Origin of the sequence: Paenibacillus nuruki (assembly GCF_001721045.1) — a bacterium.
Lineage (GTDB): Bacteria > Bacillota > Bacilli > Paenibacillales > Paenibacillaceae > Saccharibacillus > Saccharibacillus nuruki.
The window spans coordinates 1-23162 of the sequence record NZ_MDER01000096.1 but is presented as its reverse complement, the minus strand read 5'-3'; the positions used below and the strand labels follow the sequence as shown (position 1 = coordinate 23162).

General features: G+C 40.5%; 22 protein-coding genes and 1 other RNA gene. All 23 read left to right on the top strand.

Going from position 1 to position 23162, the window contains the following annotated elements:
- Positions 1 to 15 precede the first annotated feature (15 nt).
- The 23 genes from PTI45_RS22525 (at position 16) to PTI45_RS22415 (ending at position 23114) form a co-directional block, all read left to right on the top strand.
- Positions 16 to 384, top strand: coding sequence for a histidine triad nucleotide-binding protein (locus tag PTI45_RS22525; protein WP_069329838.1), 369 nt, complete (start codon positions 16 to 18; stop codon positions 382 to 384).
- A 195-nt stretch (positions 385 to 579) separates the two neighbouring features.
- Complete coding sequence (gene rpsU, locus PTI45_RS22520) at positions 580 to 753, top strand: 30S ribosomal protein S21 (RefSeq protein ID WP_005547957.1); 174 nt, start codon at positions 580 to 582, stop codon at positions 751 to 753.
- A 15-nt stretch (positions 754 to 768) separates the two neighbouring features.
- Positions 769 to 1212, top strand: coding sequence for a GatB/YqeY domain-containing protein (locus PTI45_RS22515; protein ID WP_069329837.1), 444 nt, complete (start codon positions 769 to 771; stop codon positions 1210 to 1212).
- Between the two features lie 209 nt (positions 1213 to 1421).
- Positions 1422 to 2846, top strand: coding sequence for an NfeD family protein (locus tag PTI45_RS22510; RefSeq protein WP_069329836.1), 1425 nt, complete (start codon positions 1422 to 1424; stop codon positions 2844 to 2846).
- 250 nt (positions 2847 to 3096) lie between these two features.
- Positions 3097 to 4098, top strand: coding sequence for a flotillin-like protein FloA (gene floA / locus PTI45_RS22505; protein ID WP_069329835.1), 1002 nt, complete (start codon positions 3097 to 3099; stop codon positions 4096 to 4098).
- Positions 4099 to 4129: 31 nt separating this feature from the next.
- Positions 4130 to 4693: a hypothetical protein gene (locus tag PTI45_RS22500; protein ID WP_139129316.1), complete on the top strand. Its 564-nt coding sequence runs from the start codon at positions 4130 to 4132 to the stop codon at positions 4691 to 4693.
- A gap of 225 nt (positions 4694 to 4918) precedes the next feature.
- Positions 4919 to 5890 carry a PhoH family protein gene (locus tag PTI45_RS22495; protein WP_069329833.1) on the top strand — a complete coding sequence of 324 codons (972 nt, stop codon included), beginning with the start codon at positions 4919 to 4921 and terminating at the stop codon, positions 5888 to 5890.
- Positions 5891 to 5956: 66 nt separating this feature from the next.
- The gene (locus PTI45_RS22490; protein WP_069329832.1) at positions 5957 to 8203 is read left to right on the top strand and encodes an HD family phosphohydrolase; all 2247 of its coding nucleotides are present in this window, start codon (positions 5957 to 5959) and stop codon (positions 8201 to 8203) included.
- Positions 8200 to 8700, top strand: coding sequence for an rRNA maturation RNase YbeY (gene ybeY / locus PTI45_RS22485; RefSeq protein ID WP_069329831.1), 501 nt, complete (start codon positions 8200 to 8202; stop codon positions 8698 to 8700). The genes PTI45_RS22490 and ybeY overlap by 4 nt, the downstream gene beginning before the upstream one ends.
- On the top strand, positions 8700 to 9068 hold the full coding sequence (locus PTI45_RS22480; protein ID WP_069329830.1) for a diacylglycerol kinase family protein: 369 nt from the start codon (positions 8700 to 8702) through the stop codon (positions 9066 to 9068). The genes ybeY and PTI45_RS22480 overlap by 1 nt, the downstream gene beginning before the upstream one ends.
- Positions 9069 to 9267: 199 nt before the next feature.
- Complete coding sequence (cdd, locus tag PTI45_RS22475; RefSeq protein WP_069329829.1) at positions 9268 to 9672, top strand: cytidine deaminase; 405 nt, start codon at positions 9268 to 9270, stop codon at positions 9670 to 9672.
- Positions 9673 to 9775: 103 nt separating this feature from the next.
- The gene (era, locus tag PTI45_RS22470) at positions 9776 to 10678 is read left to right on the top strand and encodes a GTPase Era (RefSeq protein WP_069329828.1); all 903 of its coding nucleotides are present in this window, start codon (positions 9776 to 9778) and stop codon (positions 10676 to 10678) included.
- A gap of 138 nt (positions 10679 to 10816) precedes the next feature.
- Positions 10817 to 11590, top strand: coding sequence for a DNA repair protein RecO (gene recO / locus PTI45_RS22465; RefSeq protein ID WP_069329827.1), 774 nt, complete (start codon positions 10817 to 10819; stop codon positions 11588 to 11590).
- Positions 11591 to 11930: 340 nt separating this feature from the next.
- Positions 11931 to 12809: a glycine--tRNA ligase subunit alpha gene (gene glyQ, locus PTI45_RS22460; protein WP_069329826.1), complete on the top strand. Its 879-nt coding sequence runs from the start codon at positions 11931 to 11933 to the stop codon at positions 12807 to 12809.
- Positions 12810 to 12811: 2 nt separating this feature from the next.
- Entirely contained in the window at positions 12812 to 14887 is a 2076-nt protein-coding gene (gene glyS, locus PTI45_RS22455; RefSeq protein WP_069329825.1) for a glycine--tRNA ligase subunit beta, read from the top strand.
- A 153-nt stretch (positions 14888 to 15040) separates the two neighbouring features.
- On the top strand, positions 15041 to 15520 hold the full coding sequence (locus tag PTI45_RS22450; protein WP_069329824.1) for a YaiI/YqxD family protein: 480 nt from the start codon (positions 15041 to 15043) through the stop codon (positions 15518 to 15520).
- 46 nt (positions 15521 to 15566) lie between these two features.
- The gene (gene dnaG / locus PTI45_RS22445) at positions 15567 to 17387 is read left to right on the top strand and encodes a DNA primase (RefSeq protein ID WP_069329823.1); all 1821 of its coding nucleotides are present in this window, start codon (positions 15567 to 15569) and stop codon (positions 17385 to 17387) included.
- A 41-nt stretch (positions 17388 to 17428) separates the two neighbouring features.
- The gene (gene rpoD / locus PTI45_RS22440; RefSeq protein ID WP_069329822.1) at positions 17429 to 18556 is read left to right on the top strand and encodes an RNA polymerase sigma factor RpoD; all 1128 of its coding nucleotides are present in this window, start codon (positions 17429 to 17431) and stop codon (positions 18554 to 18556) included.
- 271 nt (positions 18557 to 18827) lie between these two features.
- The gene (locus tag PTI45_RS22435; protein WP_069329821.1) at positions 18828 to 19652 is read left to right on the top strand and encodes a hypothetical protein; all 825 of its coding nucleotides are present in this window, start codon (positions 18828 to 18830) and stop codon (positions 19650 to 19652) included.
- Positions 19649 to 20431 carry a tRNA (adenine(22)-N(1))-methyltransferase gene (locus PTI45_RS22430; protein ID WP_069329820.1) on the top strand — a complete coding sequence of 261 codons (783 nt, stop codon included), beginning with the start codon at positions 19649 to 19651 and terminating at the stop codon, positions 20429 to 20431. Before PTI45_RS22435 ends, PTI45_RS22430 begins: the two co-directional genes overlap by 4 nt.
- On the top strand, positions 20407 to 21522 hold the full coding sequence (locus PTI45_RS22425) for a Nif3-like dinuclear metal center hexameric protein (RefSeq protein WP_069329819.1): 1116 nt from the start codon (positions 20407 to 20409) through the stop codon (positions 21520 to 21522). Before PTI45_RS22430 ends, PTI45_RS22425 begins: the two co-directional genes overlap by 25 nt.
- Before the next feature lie 229 nt (positions 21523 to 21751).
- An RNA gene (gene rnpB / locus PTI45_RS22420) (RNase P RNA component class A) lies at positions 21752 to 22165 on the top strand.
- A 448-nt stretch (positions 22166 to 22613) separates the two neighbouring features.
- On the top strand, positions 22614 to 23114 hold the full coding sequence (locus PTI45_RS22415; RefSeq protein ID WP_069329818.1) for a YpuI family protein: 501 nt from the start codon (positions 22614 to 22616) through the stop codon (positions 23112 to 23114).
- The last annotated feature ends 48 nt before the right edge of the window (positions 23115 to 23162 follow it).

Genomic DNA, 23162 nt, shown 5'->3' with positions numbered 1-23162 from the left:
GAGTGTTTGAAGATTATGGTTAAAGACGATTGTTTATTTTGTAAAATTGTTGCAGGAACGATTCCTTCACAAAAAGTATACGAAGATGATCAGATACTAGCTTTTCACGATATTACACCTGCTGCCCCTGTTCATGTATTGCTTATTCCCAAAAAACATATCGACTCGATGAATGAAGTATCTCAAGAAGATTTGCCAGTTATCGGTCATATTCATGGCGTAGCGATACAATTAGCCAAAGAATTGGGCGTAGATCAAAGTGGATATCGTCTGATCAATAACTGTGGACCGGATAGCGGACAAGCGGTACAACATCTTCATTATCATTTGTTAGGTGGAGCCAATCTTGGCGCCCTGACAGGCATTTCGAGCTCTCACGCATAAGTCAAAATAACGTGTAAAAGAATAATAAAAAAAGATGTTCCAATACAGTCTAAAACGGGTATATAATAGAACATTAAAAAATTGCAGGCAAAACTAGCCAATCATATTGACACTTCATTCAACTTTCACCTATAATGAAAGTTGATAAACCGTGTTATTGTTCTTGGACGGTCTGGTCGGAGGGAGGGAAAACTAGTGTCTGAAACGAAAGTTCGCAAAAACGAAACAATTGATGCAGCACTTCGTCGCTTCAAACGCTCCATCGCTAAAGATGGCGTTCTGGCTGAGGTGAAAAAACGCAAACATTATGAAAAGCCGAGCGTTAAGCGTAAGAAAAAATCTGAGGCTGCTCGTAAAAGAAAGTTTTAGGAGGATTTACCCGTTATGAATCTTAGCGAACGATTAAACGAAGATATGAAGCAAGCAATGAGAGACAAGGCGAAATTCAAATTGTCGACTATTCGCATGGTTCGTTCAACGATTAAAAATCTCGAAATAGATTTGAAAAGAGACTTGGACGACACTGAAGTGCTTGATATTCTTAGTCGTGAGATCAAACAGCGCAAAGATGCCCTCCAAGAATTTGAAAAAGCAGGTCGTGATGACCTGACAAGCAACCTTAAAGCGGAGATTGAGATTATTTCCGAGTATCTTCCCACACAGCTGTCTGAAGAAGAAATTAAAGTTCTTGTAAAGCAGACCATCCAGGAAACCGGTGCTTCTTCAAAAGCCGATATGGGAAAACTGATGAGCGCCCTGATGCCTAAAGTAAAAGGTCGCGCAGACGGAAAAGTTGTGAATCAAACGGTTCAACAATTTCTGCAATAAACATATGTGAAAGCACCTCATTTTTCTATAAAGTGGGGTGCTTTTTTCTATGCTTATTTTATCAAAAAGGAATATAATTGAAACGTAACCATGATGTTTACGTATTATATATAGACTACCTTTTACCATGCTTATATGTATATTGTTTAATATCAGTATTATTGCTGTATTAAACAAAACACATCTGAACTGAAAGGGGCTAAGATCGAATGAACTCATCGCTTGACCAGATTGGCCGTATCAAGCGTCAGCTAAGTTTATTATTGTTAGGTTCACTGATGGCGATGCTTATCGTGGCAGGGATTTATCCACAATCTGCTAGTGCTGCATCTGCACCCGCTACTAGCAATAATGATGGTGCCGTCTACGTGATTCCTATTGACCGTCAAATTGAAAGCGGATTACAAAAGTTTTTGGTAAGAGGATTTGAAGAAGCGAAGCAAGCGAAAGCATCGTGGATTGTACTTGAAATGAATACGCCGGGCGGAGAACTTCAAGCGGCTGGTGATATTGGAGCGATGGTACGTAATAGCAGTGTACCTGTAGCTGTTTTTGTACAAGACAAAGCTGCATCAGCAGGAAGTTATATTGCTTTGAATGCAGATAAGATTTTTATGCAACCTGGAAGTACAATTGGTGCTGCTGCTATTGTAGATGGTAAAGGCAATCCGATTGATAATCCCAAACAGGTCGCTTATTGGAAAAGTGAAATGAGAGCTGCCGCACAGCTTCATAATCGTAACGCAGATATCGCTGACGGTATGACAGATGTGAACATGGTAGTATCTATGCCAGAGATTAATCAGACCAAAACAAAAGGACAGATTATTTCTCTTTCTAGTAATGAAGCATTGAAAGTAGGATTTGCAGACCAGATTCTTTCTTCTACCAATGCGGTTGTAACTGAATTAGGGCATTCACCTGAAGATATAGTGAAAGTACAACCAAGTGCTGGCGAAAATATCGCACGGGTGCTGACTAATCCGATTGTAACTACATTGCTTCTATTTATTGGAATGGTCGGAATAGCCATGGAGATTATTATACCGGGATTTGGTATACCAGGTATCGTCGGTATTGTTGCTTTTGCATTGTACTTCTTCGGTAGTTATGCAGCTGGTTTCTCAGGATCTACCACATGGTTACTGTTTTTAGGAGGACTTATTTTACTGGTGCTGGAGTTGTTTATTCCAAGCTTTGGTATATTGGGTATTTTAGGATCAGCCAGTCTGATTACAGGGGTAGTGAAAGCCGCATATGATACAAGCGATGCTTTGTTATCTTTAGGTATCGCATTTGCTGCCGCTGCTGTAGTCGTCACACTGATTGCTATTTTGCTCAAAGAACGTGGCGTCTGGAATCGATTTATTCTCAAAGAACAACTTTCTTCAGAGCAAAGCTTTATGTCTCGCTTAACGAGAGAACAATTTTTGGGCAAAGAAGGAATAAGTGTAACGCCTCTTCGTCCGTCAGGTACAGTACTGATCGGCGATGAACGAATCGATGTCGTTACACAGGGTAACTTTATTGCGAGTGATCGTCCGATTCGAGTCAAGCAAGTGGATGGCAGTCGTATTATTGTCGAAGAAATAACAGAAGAATCTGCTCTGCACGCACAATTATTGAAAGAATAATTTCAAATATAGAAGTTATTCCATAGGTAAGGTATGGATAAACCGTTTCATTTTCTATTCATACCTTGATCATTTTAAAATGATATTGCTTCGTCTTCATTATGGATTCATATACACATATGTAGACAAAAGGGGTCATGTACGTTTACATATTTAGCCGTATAACCGATTCATTGAATCCAAGAATACAGGCAATGGGCAAGTCAGGTAACACAGATTGAACTATAAAAATTGGAGTGTGATGTGAATAATGAGTACAAGCGTATTAAGTATTCTCTTTATCGTTGTTGTCGCTATTATTATTTTAAGTGTATTTTTCAGTTTCTTCCCGGTTATGCTTTGGATCTCGGCTGTCGCTTCTGGCGTACGTGTAAGTATTATTACACTTGTAGCGATGCGTCTTCGTCGTGTAACACCTTCACGTATTGTGAATCCACAGATCAAAGCGCACAAAGCAGGTCTGGGACTTGATATGAACCAATTGGAAAGTCATTATCTAGCAGGTGGTAATGTAGACCGTGTCGTGAATGCACTAATTGCAGCACAACGTGCAGAGATTCCGTTGGAATTTGAACGTGCAGCAGCCATTGACCTTGCAGGTCGTGATGTACTACAAGCTGTACAGATGAGTGTTAACCCTAAAGTAATCGAGACGCCTGTTGTCGCTGCTATGGCTCGTAACGGTATCGAAGTAAAAGTTAAAGCTCGTGTAACCGTACGTGCGAATATCGAACGCTTGGTTGGTGGTGCAGGGGAAGAAACGATTATTGCTCGTGTTGGTGAAGGTATCGTTACAACTGTAGGTTCTAGTGATTCTCACAAACAAGTCTTAGAAAATCCAGATATGATTTCTCGTACAGTATTGCAAAAAGGGCTAGATGCAGGAACTGCTTTTGAAATTCTATCGATCGATATTGCGGATGTAGATGTTGGTAAAAATATTGGTGCAATGCTACAGACAGAACAAGCAGAAGCGGACAAACGTATTGCTCAAGCTAAAGCAGAAGAAAGACGTGCAATGGCTGTAGCTCAAGAACAAGAAATGAAAGCACGTGTTGTTGAGATGAGAGCGCGTGTTGTTCAATCCGAGTCCGATGTACCGCTTGCGATGGCAGAAGCTCTTCGTAAAGGACAAATGGGTGTAATGGATTACATGAACCTCAAAAATATCGAAGCAGATACTCAAATGAGAGGCTCACTTGGTAAATCAGAAGATTTCGATGGTAGTTCAGATAACAAGTCAAATAAATAAAGGTGTGCGATAATTGATGCTTGATTTCCTTATGGGTAATTTATATTTTGTCGCCATTATTGCTTTTGCTATCTTTTCTTTTGTCAAAACGCGTTCAGCAAAAAAGAAATCAGGCGGGCAACCTTCTGGGATGCCGACGTTTGGTGGAAATGGTGATCACAAAAAAAGATGGTTCAATGAACCTGAACGCACATCTGCTGAACCCGGACCGTTAGATGATGCACAGCGACGGTATCATGAGGCTCAGCAACGTTACGATGAGTCAGATACGTCTGAAAATGCTCCAGGATATGAAGATTCTGCGACTAGATCGGCTTCATCTATGCAAGAGCCTCAAATACCGAAGCCGGTCACTGCTAATCGTAGTGAAGTGGAGAAACGTTTAGATGCTATGCATAAAGATATTCAAGCACGCTCAATGCATTTGAACGCAGGAAGTCGAGTAGTTATCGAAGAATTAGATTCCGCATCGACTTCTAAAAATGCAATCGGGTCGGATGAACTTCGTAAAGGCGTGATTTGGGCAGAAATCTTAGGTGAACCACGTGCTAAACGTCCTTATAATCATCATAAATATGCAGTAGACAAGAAATAGTAAGGTATCAGCCGATCTCTATATGGAGATCGGTTTCTTTCTAATCTATCTTCGTTTTGTTTCTATCTTGACCGATGTATGGTAATGATAAATAATGTGCAAAAAATTTTGCATGACAAACCATACAATGGTAAAGTTTAGGGTAAAGATATTGCACTCAAGTTTTATAGTATAAATGCACACAGCAGTTTTATATTATTTTATTAATGAGGAGATTGAGGCTATTTGTTAGAGCAAACGCAAAGCACCAGAATTCCACTGCTTAATGCAGAAGAAGGATTGTCACTGTTTGGACCACAGGACAGTTTTCTAAAATTAATTGAACGCGAAACGGAAGCCAAAATTGGTAGTCGTGAAGCAGAGATTTCGATTCATGGTCCTGCACAAGCAGTAGAACAGATGACTCAGCTTTTCGAAGTATTATTACAATTAGTTCGCAATGGCTATGTACTTACAGAACGTGATATTTTATATGCAATAGAACTTGCCAAAGAGCTTCGAGCAGACCAACTGCTTGACTTATATAAAGGTGAAATTACACAGACGTATCGTGGAAAACCAATTCGTGTCAAAACGATTGGTCAGAAACACTATGTATCAACAATCAAAAAGCTAGATATTGTATTCGGGATTGGACCAGCAGGTACAGGTAAAACGTATCTAGCTGTAGTTTTAGCGGTTGCAGCGCTCAAAGAAGGCAAAGCCAAACGAATCATTCTGACTCGTCCTGCGGTTGAAGCAGGGGAAAGTCTAGGGTTTCTACCCGGCGATCTACAGGAAAAGGTAGATCCTTATCTGCGTCCGTTATATGATGCCCTATATGATGTTATGGGACCTGAGCAGACAGCCAAAGCGCTAGAGCGTGGTCTGATCGAGATCGCTCCGCTTGCTTATATGCGTGGACGTACATTAGATGATGCTTTTATTATTTTGGATGAAGCACAGAATAGTACAGCCGAACAGATGAAAATGTTTTTAACCCGTTTAGGATTTGGTTCCAAAATGGTCATTACAGGTGATGTTACACAGATTGATTTACCTCGCGGTAAAAAGTCCGGTCTGGTGGAAGCTCGAATGATTCTGGATGGTATCAAAGAAATCGGATTTGTTATTTTCGGCGAGCAAGATGTGGTTCGTCATTCCTTGGTACAAAAAATTATTGTCGCTTATGATAAAGCTTCGGAAAATCTGGAGTAGTCGGCGGTCAGCGGAGAAAACAGAAACCGCACATTTTGAATATTCAGAAGTGAGAGGGCTGTATGTATGACTTCCAAAGAACCGTCCACACGCAATTTACTTGATTCTATGATCGCAGGTTGGAAAAATAGCAGAATGACCCGTTACGGAATGTTTGCTCTGCTATTTGTAGTGCTTTATGTCAGTCTGGCACCCAATCTGCTTCCACAGCGCTTTGATATTCAAGTCGGTACCGTGAGTGATAGTGATATTATTGCTCCGATGCAGATTCCGAATAACAAAACTACGCTTCAAGCGCAGGAAGCTGCTGCTGAACAAGTAGAATCTGTATACGCGATTGTATCGATGCGTAGAGAAACGGTTATTTCACAAATGTTAGATCGAATTGAATCTCTGAATCAAGATGATCAGATTACCAATGCGGATAAAGCACAGATTTATAGCGAAGAGATTCCACAACGTGCCCAAAATTCTATCGCTAACTTTATTCGGAATAACCGTGAAGCAGGTAAATATTCAGATAAGATGTTAGATGAAATGCAAAAAACGATAGGCGAGCAAACGTACAGTATTCCTGAAGAAACGTTTCTCAAAATTCCACGTCTATCCACATCTGAAATACAAGATATGCGTCAGGTCGCTACATCGATTATGTCTCGTTTAATGAGCGATCAGATAACAGATGCACAATCTGCACGTGCTAAAGTCGCTGAATTGGTCAGTACCAGTTCTCTAAGTAGCCGTACAGCTCGTGAAGTGGTGCAAGAGCTTGTCCGTGCCACACTCACAGCTAACAAGTTCTATGATGAAGAAGCGACCCGAGCGGCGAAAGTAGAAGCTCGTGAGAATACACCAACCGTCTATATTCAGCAAGGAGAAGTACTTGTTCCTAAAGGCGAGAAGATCACACAGGAAATGTATACATTGCTGGATGAAAATGATCTGCTCAAAAACGATGTGAATTATTGGCCTCAACTGGGTCTAGTACTGTTTGCCTTTTTGATTACTTTAGGGCTGTATATGTATCTACGTCAGTCTATTCATCAAGGTCGAACTTACAATAATGCGCAGTTGTTCATGTTGATCGTTATTTTTGCGATTGGTGTGATTTGCTTGCATCTGGTACGTATTTTGCAAATGGGTAATTCACCTTACTTTGGATTCCTTGTACCAGCGGCTATCGTGGTGATGTTAATTACATTGTTGCTTGATATTCAATTGGCGTATATTTCGTCGATTATTATGAGTATTTTAGCAAGTATTATTTTGAATATGAGTCAGCATGAATTATTCGATTATCAATTTGGATTTTTCACATTAGTGGTTTCATTTACAGCGATTCAATGTATTCATCGTGCTAGTCAACGTTCTACTATTCTCAAAGCAGGTATTATGAGTTGCTTCTTTGGAGCCATAGCGGTTTTGACATTAGTATTACTGAATGATGGAGAATGGACACGTATATCGATGATGTATGCTGTTGGATTTGCTTGTATTGGAGGGCTGATCACTACTGTATTGGTGCTTGGATTAATGCCGTTTTTTGAGACGACTTTTGGTATTTTATCTGCGCTTAAATTAGTAGAATTGTCGAATCCAAATCATCCGTTATTGCGTAAATTGTTAATTGAGACACCGGGTACTTATCATCATAGCGTGATGGTAGGGAATCTGTCCGAAGCCGCCGCAGAAGCGATTGGTGCCGATGGATTGTTATGTCGGGTCGGTTCATATTATCATGATATTGGCAAAACCAAACGTCCGGGTTATTTTATCGAAAATCAGAACAATATTGGTAATCCACACGATAGTATTGATCCTAAGCTCAGCAAATCAATTATTATTGCTCATGCTCGTGATGGCGTAGAAATGCAGAAAGAGTACAAATTACCAAAACCGATCCGTGATATTGCTGAACAGCATCATGGAACAACCTTTTTGCATTACTTTTATCACAAAGCATTGAAGCTAGCAGAAGAACAAGAGATCGAACCAGATTTCACTGAAAATGATTTCCGTTATCCGGGGCCCAAAGCCCAGACCAAAGAAGCGGCTGTCGTAGGAATTGCAGATAGTGTAGAAGCGGCAGTACGTTCACTTAGCAAACCTACTGTAGAACAAGTAGAGACGATGATCGAGAAAATTATTAAAGGTCGCGTCGATGATAATCAATTTAATGAATGTGATCTAACGATGAAAGAACTAGATGTGGTCGCCAGAACGCTCAAAGAAGCCGTAATGGGGATATTCCACTCTCGTATTGAATATCCGGAAGACATCAAGAAACCGGATCAGAAGGAGAATAAAGCATGAGTTTACAGCTTGCATGGGAAAATGAACAAAATAAATATGAGATTACAGATGAGCTAATCACTACACTTGAACTGATTCTGCAAAAAGCAGGAGAACAAGAAAAAGTGAATGATGGTGAAGTTGCTCTTACTTTTGTTGACGATGAAGCAATTCATGAGCTAAATAAAGAGTATCGTGGGATTGATCGTCCAACAGATGTGTTGTCTTTTGCCATGCATGAATCGCTTGATGATGAATTAGATATTATCTATGATCCTGCATTAACTGGACAGGATACACCACTTCCAGGCGATATGTTAGGCGATATTATTATCTCGGTGCCACGTGCTATTGCTCAGAGCGAAGATTATGGGCATTCGGTAGAACGGGAACTTGGTTTTTTGTTTGTTCATGGTTTTCTGCATTTGTTAGGATATGATCATCAAGATGATGAGACCGAAGCCGAAATGATGGGCAAGCAAGAAGCGGTATTACAACAAGCAGGATTGACACGCTGATGAAAAAAAGAACGTGGAGAGCCGTATTTTTTTCTGCGGCAGAAGGAATTGCAGACACTTTTCGGACAGAACGTAATTTTCGTATTCATGTATTGATTACATGTATTATCATTATCGCCGGAATCCTTTGTCATGTATCTGCTGTAGATTGGATGCTGCTAACATTAGCGATAGGTATGGTGCTCGGAGCGGAATTAATGAATACCGGTGTTGAAGCTGCTGTAGACCTATGCTCTCCCGATTGGCATCCCTTTGCCAAAAAAGCAAAAGATGCCGCAGCAGGAGCTGTTCTTATTTCTTCTATCGTTGCGATTGTGATTGGTCTTATTGTGTTTGTAGAACCTTTTTTATCATGGTTCACCCGATAAATAGTGTGCATGACTATAACGTATACGTTCCCCTCTAATGACTTGAGGTATAGAGTCAGGAGGGGATTTTATCTTTTTTTGTGCAAAAAGTTCTAGAACATCATATAGATTAGTGGGCGTAAACGTCTAAATCGTGTAATATATAAGAATAGGCAGTGTATGGAAACGATCAATACGATACATGTTCAGGAGGATTACCATGGAATCATCACAATTATTACAAGAAGCTATTCTTGCTCGTGCCAAAGCCTATGTACCTTATTCCAACTTTGCTGTCGGTGCAGCATTGCTTGATCGTAATGGACAAGTGCATCACGGCTGTAATATTGAAAATGCAGGCTATACTCCTTGTAATTGTGCAGAACGTACAGCGTTGTTTAGTGCGATTGCGCAAGGGCAACAACCCGGCTCTTTTCAAATGATGGCTGTTGTTGGAGATACAGATGAACCGATTGCTCCTTGTGGAGTATGCCGTCAGGTGATGGTTGAACTATGTCAACCGGATATGCCTATATTGCTCGGAAATATGAAAGGCGATACGCGGTTGACGACAATTTCAGAATTGTTGCCACATGCGTTTGGACCGTGGAATTTAAATAAATAAGCGGAATCGTTGAGAACTTTATATACACAGACTTGTACTACCAAAAAGCACTTTAATATGACAGGAGCTATTCTAAAGAATAACTCTTGGAACGGAGAATGATATGTCGAAAAAACATTTTAAATCAGGGTTTGTGGCTATTGTCGGCAGACCAAATGTAGGGAAATCCACACTAATGAATCAGGTGATTGGACAGAAGATTGCGATTATGTCTGACAAACCACAGACTACACGTAACAAGATTCATGGCGTATTTACAAGAGATGATAAGCAAATCGTTTTCTTGGATACACCGGGTGTGCATAAGCGTCAATCCAAATTGGGCGATTATATGAATCAGACTGCACTGAACACACTTAGCGAAGTAGAAGCTGTTCTATTTTTAGTTGATGCAGCTGAAGGACTAGGTGGCGGAGATCGCTTTATTATTGAACATCTGAAAAAAGTAAAAACACCTGTTTTTCTAGTGATCAACAAGATTGACCAAGTGGTACCTGAGCAGTTGTTGCCTATTATTGATCAATATCGTAAATTGCATGAATTTGCTGAGATTATTCCGATCTCTGCCAAACTCGGTAACAATGTAGATACACTGATGGAGCAAATTGGTAAGTATTTACCAGAAGGCCCTCAGTATTATCCAGATGATCAAATTACAGATCATCCAGAACAATTTGTATGTGCTGAGTTGATTCGTGAGAAAATTTTGAATCAGACACGCGAAGAGATTCCTCACTCCATTGCAGTAACTATCGAAGCGATGAGTGTAGAGCCTAACGGTGTAGTTAATATTTCAGCAGTGATCTTTGTAGAACGTGATTCTCAAAAAGGAATCGTTATCGGTAAACAAGGAGCATTATTGAAAGAAGTAGGTAGACAAGCACGTATGGATATTCAGAATTTGCTAGGTTCTAAGATTTTCTTAGAGCTATGGGTAAAAGTGAAAAAAGATTGGCGTAATCAAGATAGTGTGTTGAAAGATCTTGGTTTCCATCGTAATGCTTAATCTATAGTTAAATCGGGTTAATTATTTTATATCACTTCAATACAGATTCAGGATCGAAGAGCAGAGCATAGAATTGTATGCTCTGCTTCTTTTAAATTCAAAATGGACTATATTCATAATCAGATAGGGAGATGAGACATGCTATACAGGGTGGAAGGGATTATCATCCGCAGCATGGATTATGGCGAAGGGAATAAAATTGTTACGTTGTGTACAGAAACACACGGTAAGATAGGTATTTTTGTACGCGGAGCCAAAAAGCCCAAAAGCCGCCACGGTGCTATGGTACAGCCGTTTACGTATGGTGAATATTCCTTTATTCGTAATGGAACAGGTCTGGGTACTCTTAATCAAGGTGAGATCATCGAATCGAATCATAAGTTACGTGAAGATGTATTTTTAGCAGCTTATGCGGCTTATGGCTGCGAAATGGTCGATAAAGCACTCCAAGAAAATGAAACAGGACGCTTCTGGTTCGATCAACTCAAAGCATTTCTTTCTTTTCTAGGCGAAGGCAGAGATCCTGTCGTACTTACTACGTTGTTCGAAATGAAAATTCTGCAAGCGACTGGATACTCTCCGCAAGTGGATGCTTGTATTTTTTCAGGCGAAACCGAAGGGAAGTTTTTCCTCAGTCCAGGACTTGGTGGTATTTTATCAGAACGTGAACGTCGTCAAGATCCAGCAGCTTTTGCAGTTTCTCCGGGAACGCTCAAGTTGTTACGATTATTTTCTAGATTGGATATTCGTCGCCTTGGTAATATTGATGTCAAAGATTCAACCAAAGCAGAGCTAAAAAAAATTATGGATGCTTTTATGGAAGTTCAGTTAGGGCTTAAATTGAAATCCCGCCGCTTCCTAGATCAATTGGATAAGTATGAAACTTCACTTCAAAACCATGTTGACGAATAGTCTAAAGTCAGATATGATCTAGGTTATAACTTGTGTATTATATACACACATGATGCGTTGACCGGATTAGTAAGCAGAAGATTATCGTCTTTGGATAGCGAGTCAGGGATAGTGTAAGCCTGATGACGACCTTATGCCCAATGGCATCCGTGAGCATATGAGCTGAATAGAAAAGTGGATGACATGCAAATGTCTTCAAATAGGGTGGAACCGCGGGAATACAACTCTCGTCCCTATGTCTGTACATCAGGCGTAGGAACGGGAGTTTTTTGCGTGCGATGCAGATGATACATATTCAGCGAAATCACCTATCAACTATGAAGATAAAGGAGTAATGTCAATGAATTTCCAGCAAATGATTTTGACACTGCAAAATTTTTGGGCAGCTCAGAACTGTATTATCGTACAGCCTTATGATACTGAAAAAGGTGCAGGAACAATGAATCCAATGACGTTCCTACGTTCGATTGGACCTGAACCGTGGAATGTGGCTTATGTAGAACCTTCCCGCCGTCCTTCAGATGGTCGTTATGGTGAGAACCCTAACCGTTTGTATCAGCATCATCAATTCCAAGTGATCATCAAGCCTTCACCAGATAATATTCAAGAATTATACTTGGATAGCCTCAAAGAATTAGGGATTAATCCGTTAGATCATGATATTCGTTTTGTAGAAGACAACTGGGAAAATCCATCACTCGGCTGTGCAGGTCTAGGTTGGGAAGTATGGCTAGATGGTATGGAAATTACTCAATTCACTTATTTCCAACAAGTCGGTGGTATTGAGACAAATCCGGTAGCTGTTGAAATTACGTATGGTATGGAGCGTCTAGCTTCTTATATTCAAGATAAAGAAAATGTGTTTGATCTAGAATGGGTGAATGGCATTACGTATGGCGATGTATTCCATCAACCTGAAGTAGAGCATTCTACGTATACATTTGAAGTCTCCGATGTAGCGATGTTGCTTAATCTATTTAGCACGTATGAGCAAGAAGCGAAGCGTGCTATGGATCAGAACTTGGTATTCCCTGCTTATGATTATGTTTTGAAATGTTCACATACATTTAACTTACTGGATGCACGTGGAGCGATCAGTGTCACTGAACGTACAGGCTATCTGACTCGTGTTCGTAACTTAGCACGTCAAGTGGCAGCTACGTATCTGGAAGAGCGTGAGAAGTTAGGCTTCCCGATGTTGAAGAAAGGAGATGCTTAATCATGGCAAAAGACATATTACTTGAAATTGGACTGGAAGAAGTACCTGCACGCTTTTTACGTGCAGCAATGAACCAATTGCTTGATAAAACAGTCAAATGGTTAGACGATTCCAGATTGACTCATGGAGAAGCAAAAGCTTTTGCAACCCCACGTCGCCTTGCGGTATGGATCAAAGATGTCGCTGAAAAGCAAGAAGATATCAATGAAGAAGTGAAAGGCCCTTCTCGCAAAATTGCTCAAGATGAGACAGGTGCTTGGAGTAAAGCAGCACTTGGATTTGCACGTAGTCAAGGTGTTGATCCCGAAACATTCACTTTCCGTGAACTGAGCGGAGTTGAATATATCTATGCTCAAAAGAGCAGTGTAGGTATCAGTACAGAAAGTATTGTTGCTGAAGCATTGCGTAACATTATTACGACAATGACATTCCCTAAAAATATGCGTTGGGGTACACATGATTTCAAATTTGTACGTCCTATTAAATGGATCGTTGCATTATGGGGACATGATGTGATCGACTTTGAAATTACAGGCGTACACACAGGACGCACAACACGCGGTCACCGCTTCTTAGGTAGTGAGACTGAGATTGCTGAGCCTACATTGTATTTAGAAGCTCTTCGCAATCAACATGTTATTGCTGATATTGAAGAACGTGAAGCGATGATCAGTGCACAGATCGCTCATTTAGCGAGTGAAAAGAATTGGCATATTGATGTCAAAGAAGACTTGCTAGAAGAAGTATTATTCCTAGTCGAAACGCCGACTGTATTGTACGGAGCATTTGATCCTGCATTTTTGAATATTCCGCAAGAAGTATTGATTACTTCGATGCGTGAACATCAACGTTATTTCCCTGTACTGGATGAAGCGGGTCAATTATTGCCTTATTTTGTAACCGTACGTAGTGGAGATAATCGTTCTTTAGATATTATTGCTAAAGGAAATGAAAAAGTGTTGCGTGCACGTCTGTCTGATGCCAAATTCTTTTATGAAGAAGATCAGAAAGTACAGATTGACACAGCACTTGCCAAGTTAGAAAATATTGTGTTCCATGAAGAGATTGGAACAGTAGGCGATAAAGTACGTCGTATTCGTCAAATCGCAGATCAATTAGCCGTACAACTTCATGTGACGCCTGAGCAAGCAACAGCAGTTAGTCGTGCAGCAGATATTTGTAAATTCGATTTGGTCACTCAAATGGTCTACGAATTCCCTGAATTACAAGGGGTTATGGGTGAAGACTATGCACGCAAAGCAGGCGAAAGTGAAGAAGTATCGCGTGCGATCTTTGAACATTATCAACCACGCTTTGCAGGCGAAGCTTCTCCAGCATCATTAACAGGAGCACTTGTCAGTATTGCCGATAAGCTGGATACGATTGTAGGTTGTTTCTCAATCGGGATTATTCCTACAGGTTCGCAAGATCCATATGCTCTTCGTCGTCAAGCAGCAGGGATTGTACAAATCTTGCTTGAGCATCAATTATCACTGACTTTAGAACAATTATTTGATATTGCCCTAAATATTCATCAAAATTTAAGGAATATGAAACGTTCTTACGATATAATACGTATAGAACTATATGACTTCTTTGGACTTCGTGTGAAAAAATTGTTGTCTGAGCATCTTCGTTATGATGTTGTAGATGCAGTTATCGCATCAGGATTCAATCATATTGGTTCTGTGGTTGCTCGTGGTCATGATTTGATGAAAGTGGTTCAAGAAACACCAGACTTCAAGTTGACGATCGAGTCTTTTGGACGCGTATCTAATCTTGCAGCGAAGTCTTCTGGTGTAGCTGTACAACCAGCATTGTTTATCGAACCAGCAGAGCGTGAATTATACGCTTCATGGCAAGCCGCTACTACAGAATATCGTACACTGCTTGCAGCTAATCGCACAGCAGAAGCTTTAGCATTATTGTCTTCTTTACGTCCAGCAATCACTGCCTTTTTTGATCAAGTGATGGTTATGGCAGAAGATGAAGCTGTACGGGAAAATCGCCTTGCTTTACTAGCAGCGGTCGATCAAGATATTCGTAGCTATGCAGACTTCTCGAAGTTGGTTAAATAAAAGATAACAACAGATTTACAGATATAACTTTAAATGAACGACTAAATACAGCTATACGGAACGACGGCATTTATGTCTTGTCGTTCCGTATTTTCTACTTTTATAAACGAACGTATGCTCCATAGGAAGTCCCGATGAGAGGGGGGATGGAAATTGGAAAGTAACAAGCCATTCCACCCGCGTACGATTGTGGTGGATGGAGATGCTTGTCCGGTCAAAGCGGAAATTGCAGAGACGGCACGAGCATTTCAGACACCTGTCTTAATGGTGTCTTCTTTTGATCACAAGATTTATGCAGAAGAAGGTGTATCTGTGGTTCAAGTGGATCGCAGTGATCAGAGTGCTGATCTGTATATTGTGAATCATGTGCGTCCAGGAGATATTGTGATTACACAAGATTATGGTTTGGCAACGATTGCTCTAGCCAAGCAATGTCGAATTCTTTCTTTTCGAGGAATGGAATTTGATAGTGAGAATATAGAATTCCTGTTGGCACGCCGACATGCACAAGCCAAAGCACGTCGTAGTGGCAAGTATGGTAAAGGCCCTAAGCCTTTAACAACAGAAGATAAGAAAAATTTTCAGTCACAATTAACAAAACTTTTAACAAATTTGCAGGAGATCGACTCCTAGCTATCGAATATTATGTATCGTGTGAAAAGAGATGAAGGTGGTAACAATGAGCACCGGACATAATGGTGGTATTCCTGACGAAGTGATTGAAGCTGTACTTCAGCACAATGACATTGTTGATACGGTAGGCAAATATGTTCATTTGACCAAACAGGGGAAATATATGAAAGGCCTCTGTCCATTTCATTCGGAGAAGACGCCTTCTTTTACAGTGACGCCTGATCGTCAAATTTTTTATTGTTATGGTTGCGGAGCAGGTGGCAATGCAATCAAGTTTAGAATGGAGATTGACGGGCTTTCTTTTCCAGAGGCTGTAAAGTTGATGGCAGAAGAGTCACATATTCCTTTTCAGGATGGTAAAGGTGGAGGAGTGGCTCCTCGTGATCAAGAGCTTGAGCGTTTATTACAAGCTCATGAATGGACAGCCAAGTTGTTTCATTACCTTTTGAAAAATACGGAACATGGCAAACCAGCAATGGAATATTTACGTGCCCGTGGATTCGGGGATAAGCTGATTGATCAATTTCAAATTGGCTATGCGCCTGATCGTTGGGATACGCTAGTTCAATTTTTTGAAAAACGCTCTTTTGATCTCAAAGAAATGGAAAAAGGCGGCTTACTTTCTTCCAAACAAGATGGTTCTGGATATGTTGATCGATTCCGCGGACGAGTTATGTTTCCAATTATGAACCGAAGCGGCAGGATTATTGCATTTGCAGGTAGAATCTTGGGAGAAGGGCAGCCCAAGTATCTCAATTCACCTGAGAGTCGTTTATTTAACAAAAGTCGTACTCTCTATAATCTGAATCTTGCTAAGTCTGCTATTCGTAAACAAGGGCAGCTGGTATTGATGGAAGGTTTCGGTGATGTGATTGCATCATGGGATGCGGGGGTACAACATAGTGTAGCGACGATGGGCACAGCGCTTACTGAGAATCATGCTTCTTTAATGAGAACACTCACAGAAGAAGTTGTGATTTGTTATGACGGTGATAATGCCGGACAAGCAGCAGCGCTCAAAAGTATTCCGATTTTGGAAGAAGCAGGCATGCGCGTTAAGATCGCTTTATTGCAAAATGGGCTAGATCCGGATGAGTATATCAAAACATACGGAGCCGAACGTTTTGCAAGTCAAGTGATTGATGGTGCGGTGTCAACAACCAAATTCAGGCTTATTTATGTGAAACGAAATTACAACTTGTTAGAAGAAGATGGCAAAGCGTCTTATGCTCAAGAAGCATTAAAAGTGATTGCCCAGCTATCTTCACCGACAGAGCGAGAAGTATACCTTAGAGAGTTATCAACTGAGGTAGGTGTATCGCTTGAAAGTCTCAAACAAGATTGTAATTTGATGCGTCAGACTTTGAATAGGACTCGTCCGCAAGGACAGAATGGGAATCGCAGTTCTGGAAATGGTAATTCTAGAAAAGCTCAGGGTACACCTACTCTGTTACCGGCTTATCATGCGGCAGAGCGTCGCCTAATTGCAATGATGCTACAAGATGCTGAAGCGGCAACTTATGTATCAGAACATCTAGGAGATGCTTTTAATATTGCTGATCATGCTGCGATTGCTTCCTATATTTATGCTTATTATGCGCAAGGTAAGCCACCCGATGTAAGCCGATTTATTTCGTCGCTTCAGGATGATCGGCTAGAAAAGACAGCGACTTCGATCCTTATGATGGATACCCCTCATGGTGACAGTACGCAAGTTTTGCAAGATTGTATTCAACAGATCAAAAAGTTTCCACAACAGAAACAAGTAGAGCAAAAAAGAGAAGAAATGCTACGCGTTGAAAAGTCAGGTGATTTTTTACGTGCTGCACAAATTGCAAGTGAGATTATCGCCCTAGAAAGACAGTAATTGTCTTGTACGGATAGTTCTAGGGAGGAGGGAGTCGAAAGATGGCGAACGATCAGCATACTGAATTAGAAACCGAATTAACATTAGATCAGGTGAAAGAACAATTAATAGAGGTCGGCAAAAAAAGATCCTCTCTGAATTACAAAGATATTATGGAAAGACTGGCTCCATTTGACCAGGATTCCGAGCAAATTGATGAGTTTTACGAGCAATTGGGTGATATAGGTATCGAAGTGGTCAATGAAGGCGACGAAGAAATTACAATGCGCCCTAGTACCGATCGTGAGAGTTCAGATAGCGAATTTAATTTCGACGATGACCTTGCGCTTCCACCAGGTATCAAGATTAATGACCCGGTTCGTATGTATTTGAAAGAAATCGGTCGTGTTCCTCTATTATCAGCAGATAATGAAGTCGAATTGGCTAAACGGATTGAAAATGGCGATGAAGAAGCAAAACGTAGATTGGCTGAAGCTAACTTACGTCTCGTGGTTAGTATTGCTAAGCGTTATGTGGGACGCGGAATGTTGTTCCTTGATTTGATCCAAGAAGGTAATATGGGTCTAATCAAAGCGGTTGAGAAGTTTGACCATACAAAAGGATACAAATTTAGTACGTATGCTACTTGGTGGATTCGCCAGGCGATTACGCGCGCAATTGCCGATCAGGCAAGAACGATTCGTATTCCTGTGCATATGGTAGAAACCATCAACAAATTGATTCGGGTTTCCCGTCAATTGCTACAAGAATTAGGACGTGAACCTACACCAGAAGAAATCGCTGCTGAAATGGAACTAAGTGTCGAAAAAGTTCGTGAGATTATGAAAATTGCTCAAGAACCTGTTTCGTTAGAAACGCCGATCGGTGAAGAAGATGATTCTCACTTGGGCGATTTTATTGAAGATCAAGATGCTTTGGCTCCAGCAGATGCTGCGGCTTATGAATTGTTAAAAGAGCAATTGGAAGATGTTCTGGATACTTTGACAGAGCGTGAAGAAAATGTACTTCGTCTACGCTTTGGTTTAGATGATGGACGTACGAGAACGCTTGAAGAAGTTGGTAAAGTATTTGGTGTTACGCGTGAACGGATTCGTCAGATTGAAGCAAAAGCACTTCGTAAGCTTCGTCACCCAAGCCGTAGCAAACGTCTGAAAGATTTCTTAGAATAGAGTATACAAAGAGACCTTCTGCTTATAGCGGTAAGGTCTCTTTTTGTATCACGATGTTTTTTTATTTACATATCAGTCAAAATTCGTTTTTTACAGATTCACCATGTAAGGGGTTTACTTTTGCTCCCAATTAAGCGATATATAACTATAGAAGAACATAACAGGCTATAATGCAAGTATAGCTGTTATCAGTATCTAATAATCGGTTATAATCGGCTGGCAGCGCATAGATCGAGCAATGGCCTAGTGATGAATAGGGAGTGGGAAAGTCGTGGATCGGGGGAAACGGGAAGTTATTTTGGATGAAATTGAATACTGGCGGGAAAATCGCTTGCTTCCAGGGCATTATTGCGATTTTTTGATGAATTTGTACGATGTGGATCAAGAGCGGAGTGACAAAAAAGTACTGTCGATGAATTCATTACAACAGGGCAATATTCGCACATGGTTGTTTACTTTTATCGTGGTATGTTTTATTTGTTTGACTATTTTGTATTTTGCTACATTCCCATTTTTAGTACAGCTGGTATGTATACCGTTATTTACGGCTTTATGTTATACTGGCGGAATTCGTCTGCGTACACGTAATGCGCTGGCATCGTCATTTTTATTAGCGATAGGTAGTTTGCTCATGTTGGGATTAGGTATATTTTTGATTCGTGAACAGGGCATGGATGAACGTGTTTTTACAACGCTGTTAATTTTGGTTTGCGCGATAATATGGTGTATACTCGGTTATATTATTTCGAGTCCTGTGTTATTGTATATAGGGTTTGGTGCTTTTGTATTATTATATGCAGGGTTCTTTGCTCAGGTTCAACCTAAAGCTTCATGGTTGATGTTACAAGGGCTATGGTTACCTATTAGTTTGTTATTAATGTGGTTTTGCTGGCTTGTACATCATCGTGGCAAAAAAATGGCGGCTGTTTATTTTACAAGTAGTCTTGGAGTCTGGTTTATGCCGGAGATTGATGAAGTCTTTCTACGGGGACAAATGCCAGAAGCATTCGCACTATTTTGTATGGTAAAAGTGGCATTGATATGTATTATTTTATTTGTACTTCGAAAAAAATGGATAGCGTGGGTGGCTGCATGAAATTATCAACACGATTAACAAAAATTGCAGAGCAAATTCCGACAGGAAGCCGGTTGGCGGATATTGGTTCCGACCATGCCCTTTTGCCGGTTTTTGCTATGCGTAAAGGCATAATTACAGAAGCAATTGCAGGGGAAGTCAATGTAGGGCCTCGCGATGCGGCTCAGCGTCAGGTGAATGAAGCAGGGCTCAAAGAAAAGATCAATGTAAGATTAGGTAATGGACTTGCTGTGATCGAGCCCGGCGAAGTGGATGTGGTAACAATCGCAGGAATGGGCGGCGTATTGATCGTCTCTATCTTATCGGAAGGCATTGATAAATTAGCAGGTGTACAACGTCTTGTACTTCAACCTAATGTCGGCGAAGAAAACGTACGTCGTTGGTTACTAGAACATGATTGGTTTTTAAGCCATGAACAAATTTTAGAAGAAGACGGACGTATTTATGAAATTTTAACAGCAGATCATCTGCCTGATGCGAGTACGCAAAATCAACAATTATATGCAGGGATAACGTTAACTGCTCGCAGTACAGATCACCAAGTGAATGATTATCATGTTGATCAAGATAGCTTGCTACGTTTTGGACCTTATTTAATTCAAGAAGGATCTACCATTTTTCAATACAAATGGTCTCAAGAAATCAATAAACTTGAAAAAGTAGCTGCTTCAACAGGTAAGTCTGAAAATGAAGAAGCACAAGCCAAATCGGCTGCTTTTCGCCAACAGCTTCAAACCGTGAAGGAGGTTCTAGTATGCTTGCAAAAGGACAAACTGTAATTCAATATATGGAGCAATTTGCACCTAAAAGTATCGCTGTACCTGATGATCGAATTGGTCTACAATTAGGAACACTGCAAAAGGATATTCGTAACATTCTGGTTGCTCTTGATGTGACTGATGAAGTAGTCGATGAAGCGATCGCTCTTAATGTTGATTTGATTATTGCTCATCATGCGATTATTTTCCGTGCTCTTAAAAGTATCAATACCAGTACGCCAATGGGCAAATTGTATGAAAAGCTTATTAAGCATGATATTGCAGTCTATATCAGTCATACAAATCTAGATATCGCTGAAGGTGGAGTAAATGATTGGATGGCGGATGCGTTAGGGCTTCGTCAGACAGTACCGATCGAACAGACATCTACAGATTCTTTATTCAAATTAGTCACTTTTGTACCTGATACTCATGTAGAAGGTGTACGTAATGCGATCACTGCGGCTGGTGGCGGTCATATCGGTGATTACAGCCATTGTACGTTTATTTTGGAAGGCACAGGTACATTTCAGCCGGAAGAAGGCAGTGAGCCTTACATAGGGACTACAGGTAAATTAGAATCGGTATCTGAGATTCGTTTGGAAACAGTCGTTCCTTCCAGTCTGCGTAATAAAGTGATTCAAGCATTAATCAAGTCTCATCCTTATGAAGAAGTCGCTTATGATCTGTATCCGTTAGCAGATAGCGGTAAAGTATATGGTCTAGGTCGTGTAGGTAAATTAGATGCTCCGGTGAGTCTTGCTCAATTTGTCGACACTGTTAAACAAGGATTAGATGTACCGATTGTACGAGTAACCGGTGATCTTCAGCGTACGATCAAAAAAGCAGCAGTGCTTGGTGGATCAGGTAGCCGCTATGTGAATCAGGCTTTATTTAAAGGTGCAGATGTAATTGTTACAGGAGATATCGATTATCATACTGCTCAGGATGCACTGATGGCTGGAATAGCGATTATTGATCCCGGGCATAATACAGAGAAGATTATGAAGTCAGGACTGGCTGAGGTTATACGTAAGCGACTAGAAGCAGATAAGTACGATACTCAAGTGCATGCTTCTACAATCAATACGGAACCTTTTCAATTTGTATAAAAGTTAATCGGGTACAAAAGCTATGTTAATCTTTGTATTTAAAGATTCGAAGCCGTATATCTTTATGTTAATTATCGTTTGCTTTACAAAATGTACTGTACGAAATGCGTCGAAATAGCTAGAGAATACAATCAAATCTGCATTTTTGTAATGTAAACTCTTAAAAAGTGTAATGTATGCTTTACACTCTTATAGAATGATTATATAATGTGAAGTGTTGCGTTCGCGGAAAGCTAAACAGACAATCGCCGGTGACTTATCGTCACGGGAGGAAAGTCCGGGCTCCACAGGGCAGGGTGCTGGATAACATCCAGTCAGCGCGAGTTGAAGGATAGTGCCACAGAAATGGACCGCCGATGGCTGATTTCTTCGGAAATTATGCACAGGTAAGGATGGAACCGGGGTGTAAGAGACCCCGAGGAACGCTGGTGACTTCGTTCCTGGTAAACCCCATCTGGAGCAAGACCTAAAGAGATACGGCTTTTTTTCGAAAAAGCAGCCTTTGCCCGAGGTGTATCGAGGTTGGTCGCTGGAGCCAAACAGTAATGTTTGGCCTAGATAGATGATTGTCGCCTAAAGTGGGAGGGTAGTTCCCGTCTGAACCACAAAAGGCACAGAACCCGGCTTACGAGAAGCTTTCCCCACTAACGCTACTATTTATTTGATGCAGTATACAGATATCATTTATAAGTATTGATCATGATCCGATATAGAGTTATAGACACTCTGTACCGGTTGTATATCCGCTGGAAGAAGGCGGTGTGTCTTTCCATCTCTGGAGAGCACGCCGCTTTTTGATGCGGTTAAAATTGATATTCTAATAACAAACTTGCTTCTTTGTAAAAACCAAAGTAATCTATATGATAATAAACCATTCATCAATGGGAATATTGATGAGATTCCTTTTCACAAGGAGACGTTTTTAATATTTAAAATATGGTTAAAATGAAGTTAAGAAGATTTTGTACACATCAGAGATACCATAAGTATTATTTTTGTGGTAGGATTGTAATTAAAAATCAGGGTAATGTTTCCTTTCTCGAGGGGCATCCCAGTCTCTAAGGAACCAATTTTAAGGGGGAGCTACAGACATGTTAGCAGCGAATGTCCAAAAGTTAAGTGAAAGCACTAGGGAAAAATTGAAACCAGCAATGGAGAAGATGGAAGAGTTCCTAAACGAATACTCTTTACAAGCATTGACCGCTGAAAGTGGGGTCGACAGTGTTGCTTTCTACAAAGGATTTTTGTCCGATTTACGTCATTTGCTTGTGTTTTCCGAAGTTTCTTACGAAAAATTAGGTGTAGTGATCCGTCGTGCAAACTTCGATATGGATTTTGCAGAAAAAGCACTTTATAATGCGTATCACCATTGTATCAATAGCTTTTTTTATCCCAAAAATGAGTGCTACTCTGAAGATGGACGTTATGCTTATACAGGTCAGGAAGCGATTCGTTTCCGTCAGACTCCTGTCAAACCGGTTAGAGACATTATTTTAGAAATCACCAAAATTTATGAAGAATTACGCGATGATTTAGCTTACTACGAAAGTGATTATTTGACACAACGTCGTATGAATCAACGTCACGCTTAATTTTGATCTCACTACGAAATCAGTAAACCAAGATGTCCTTCGGGGCAT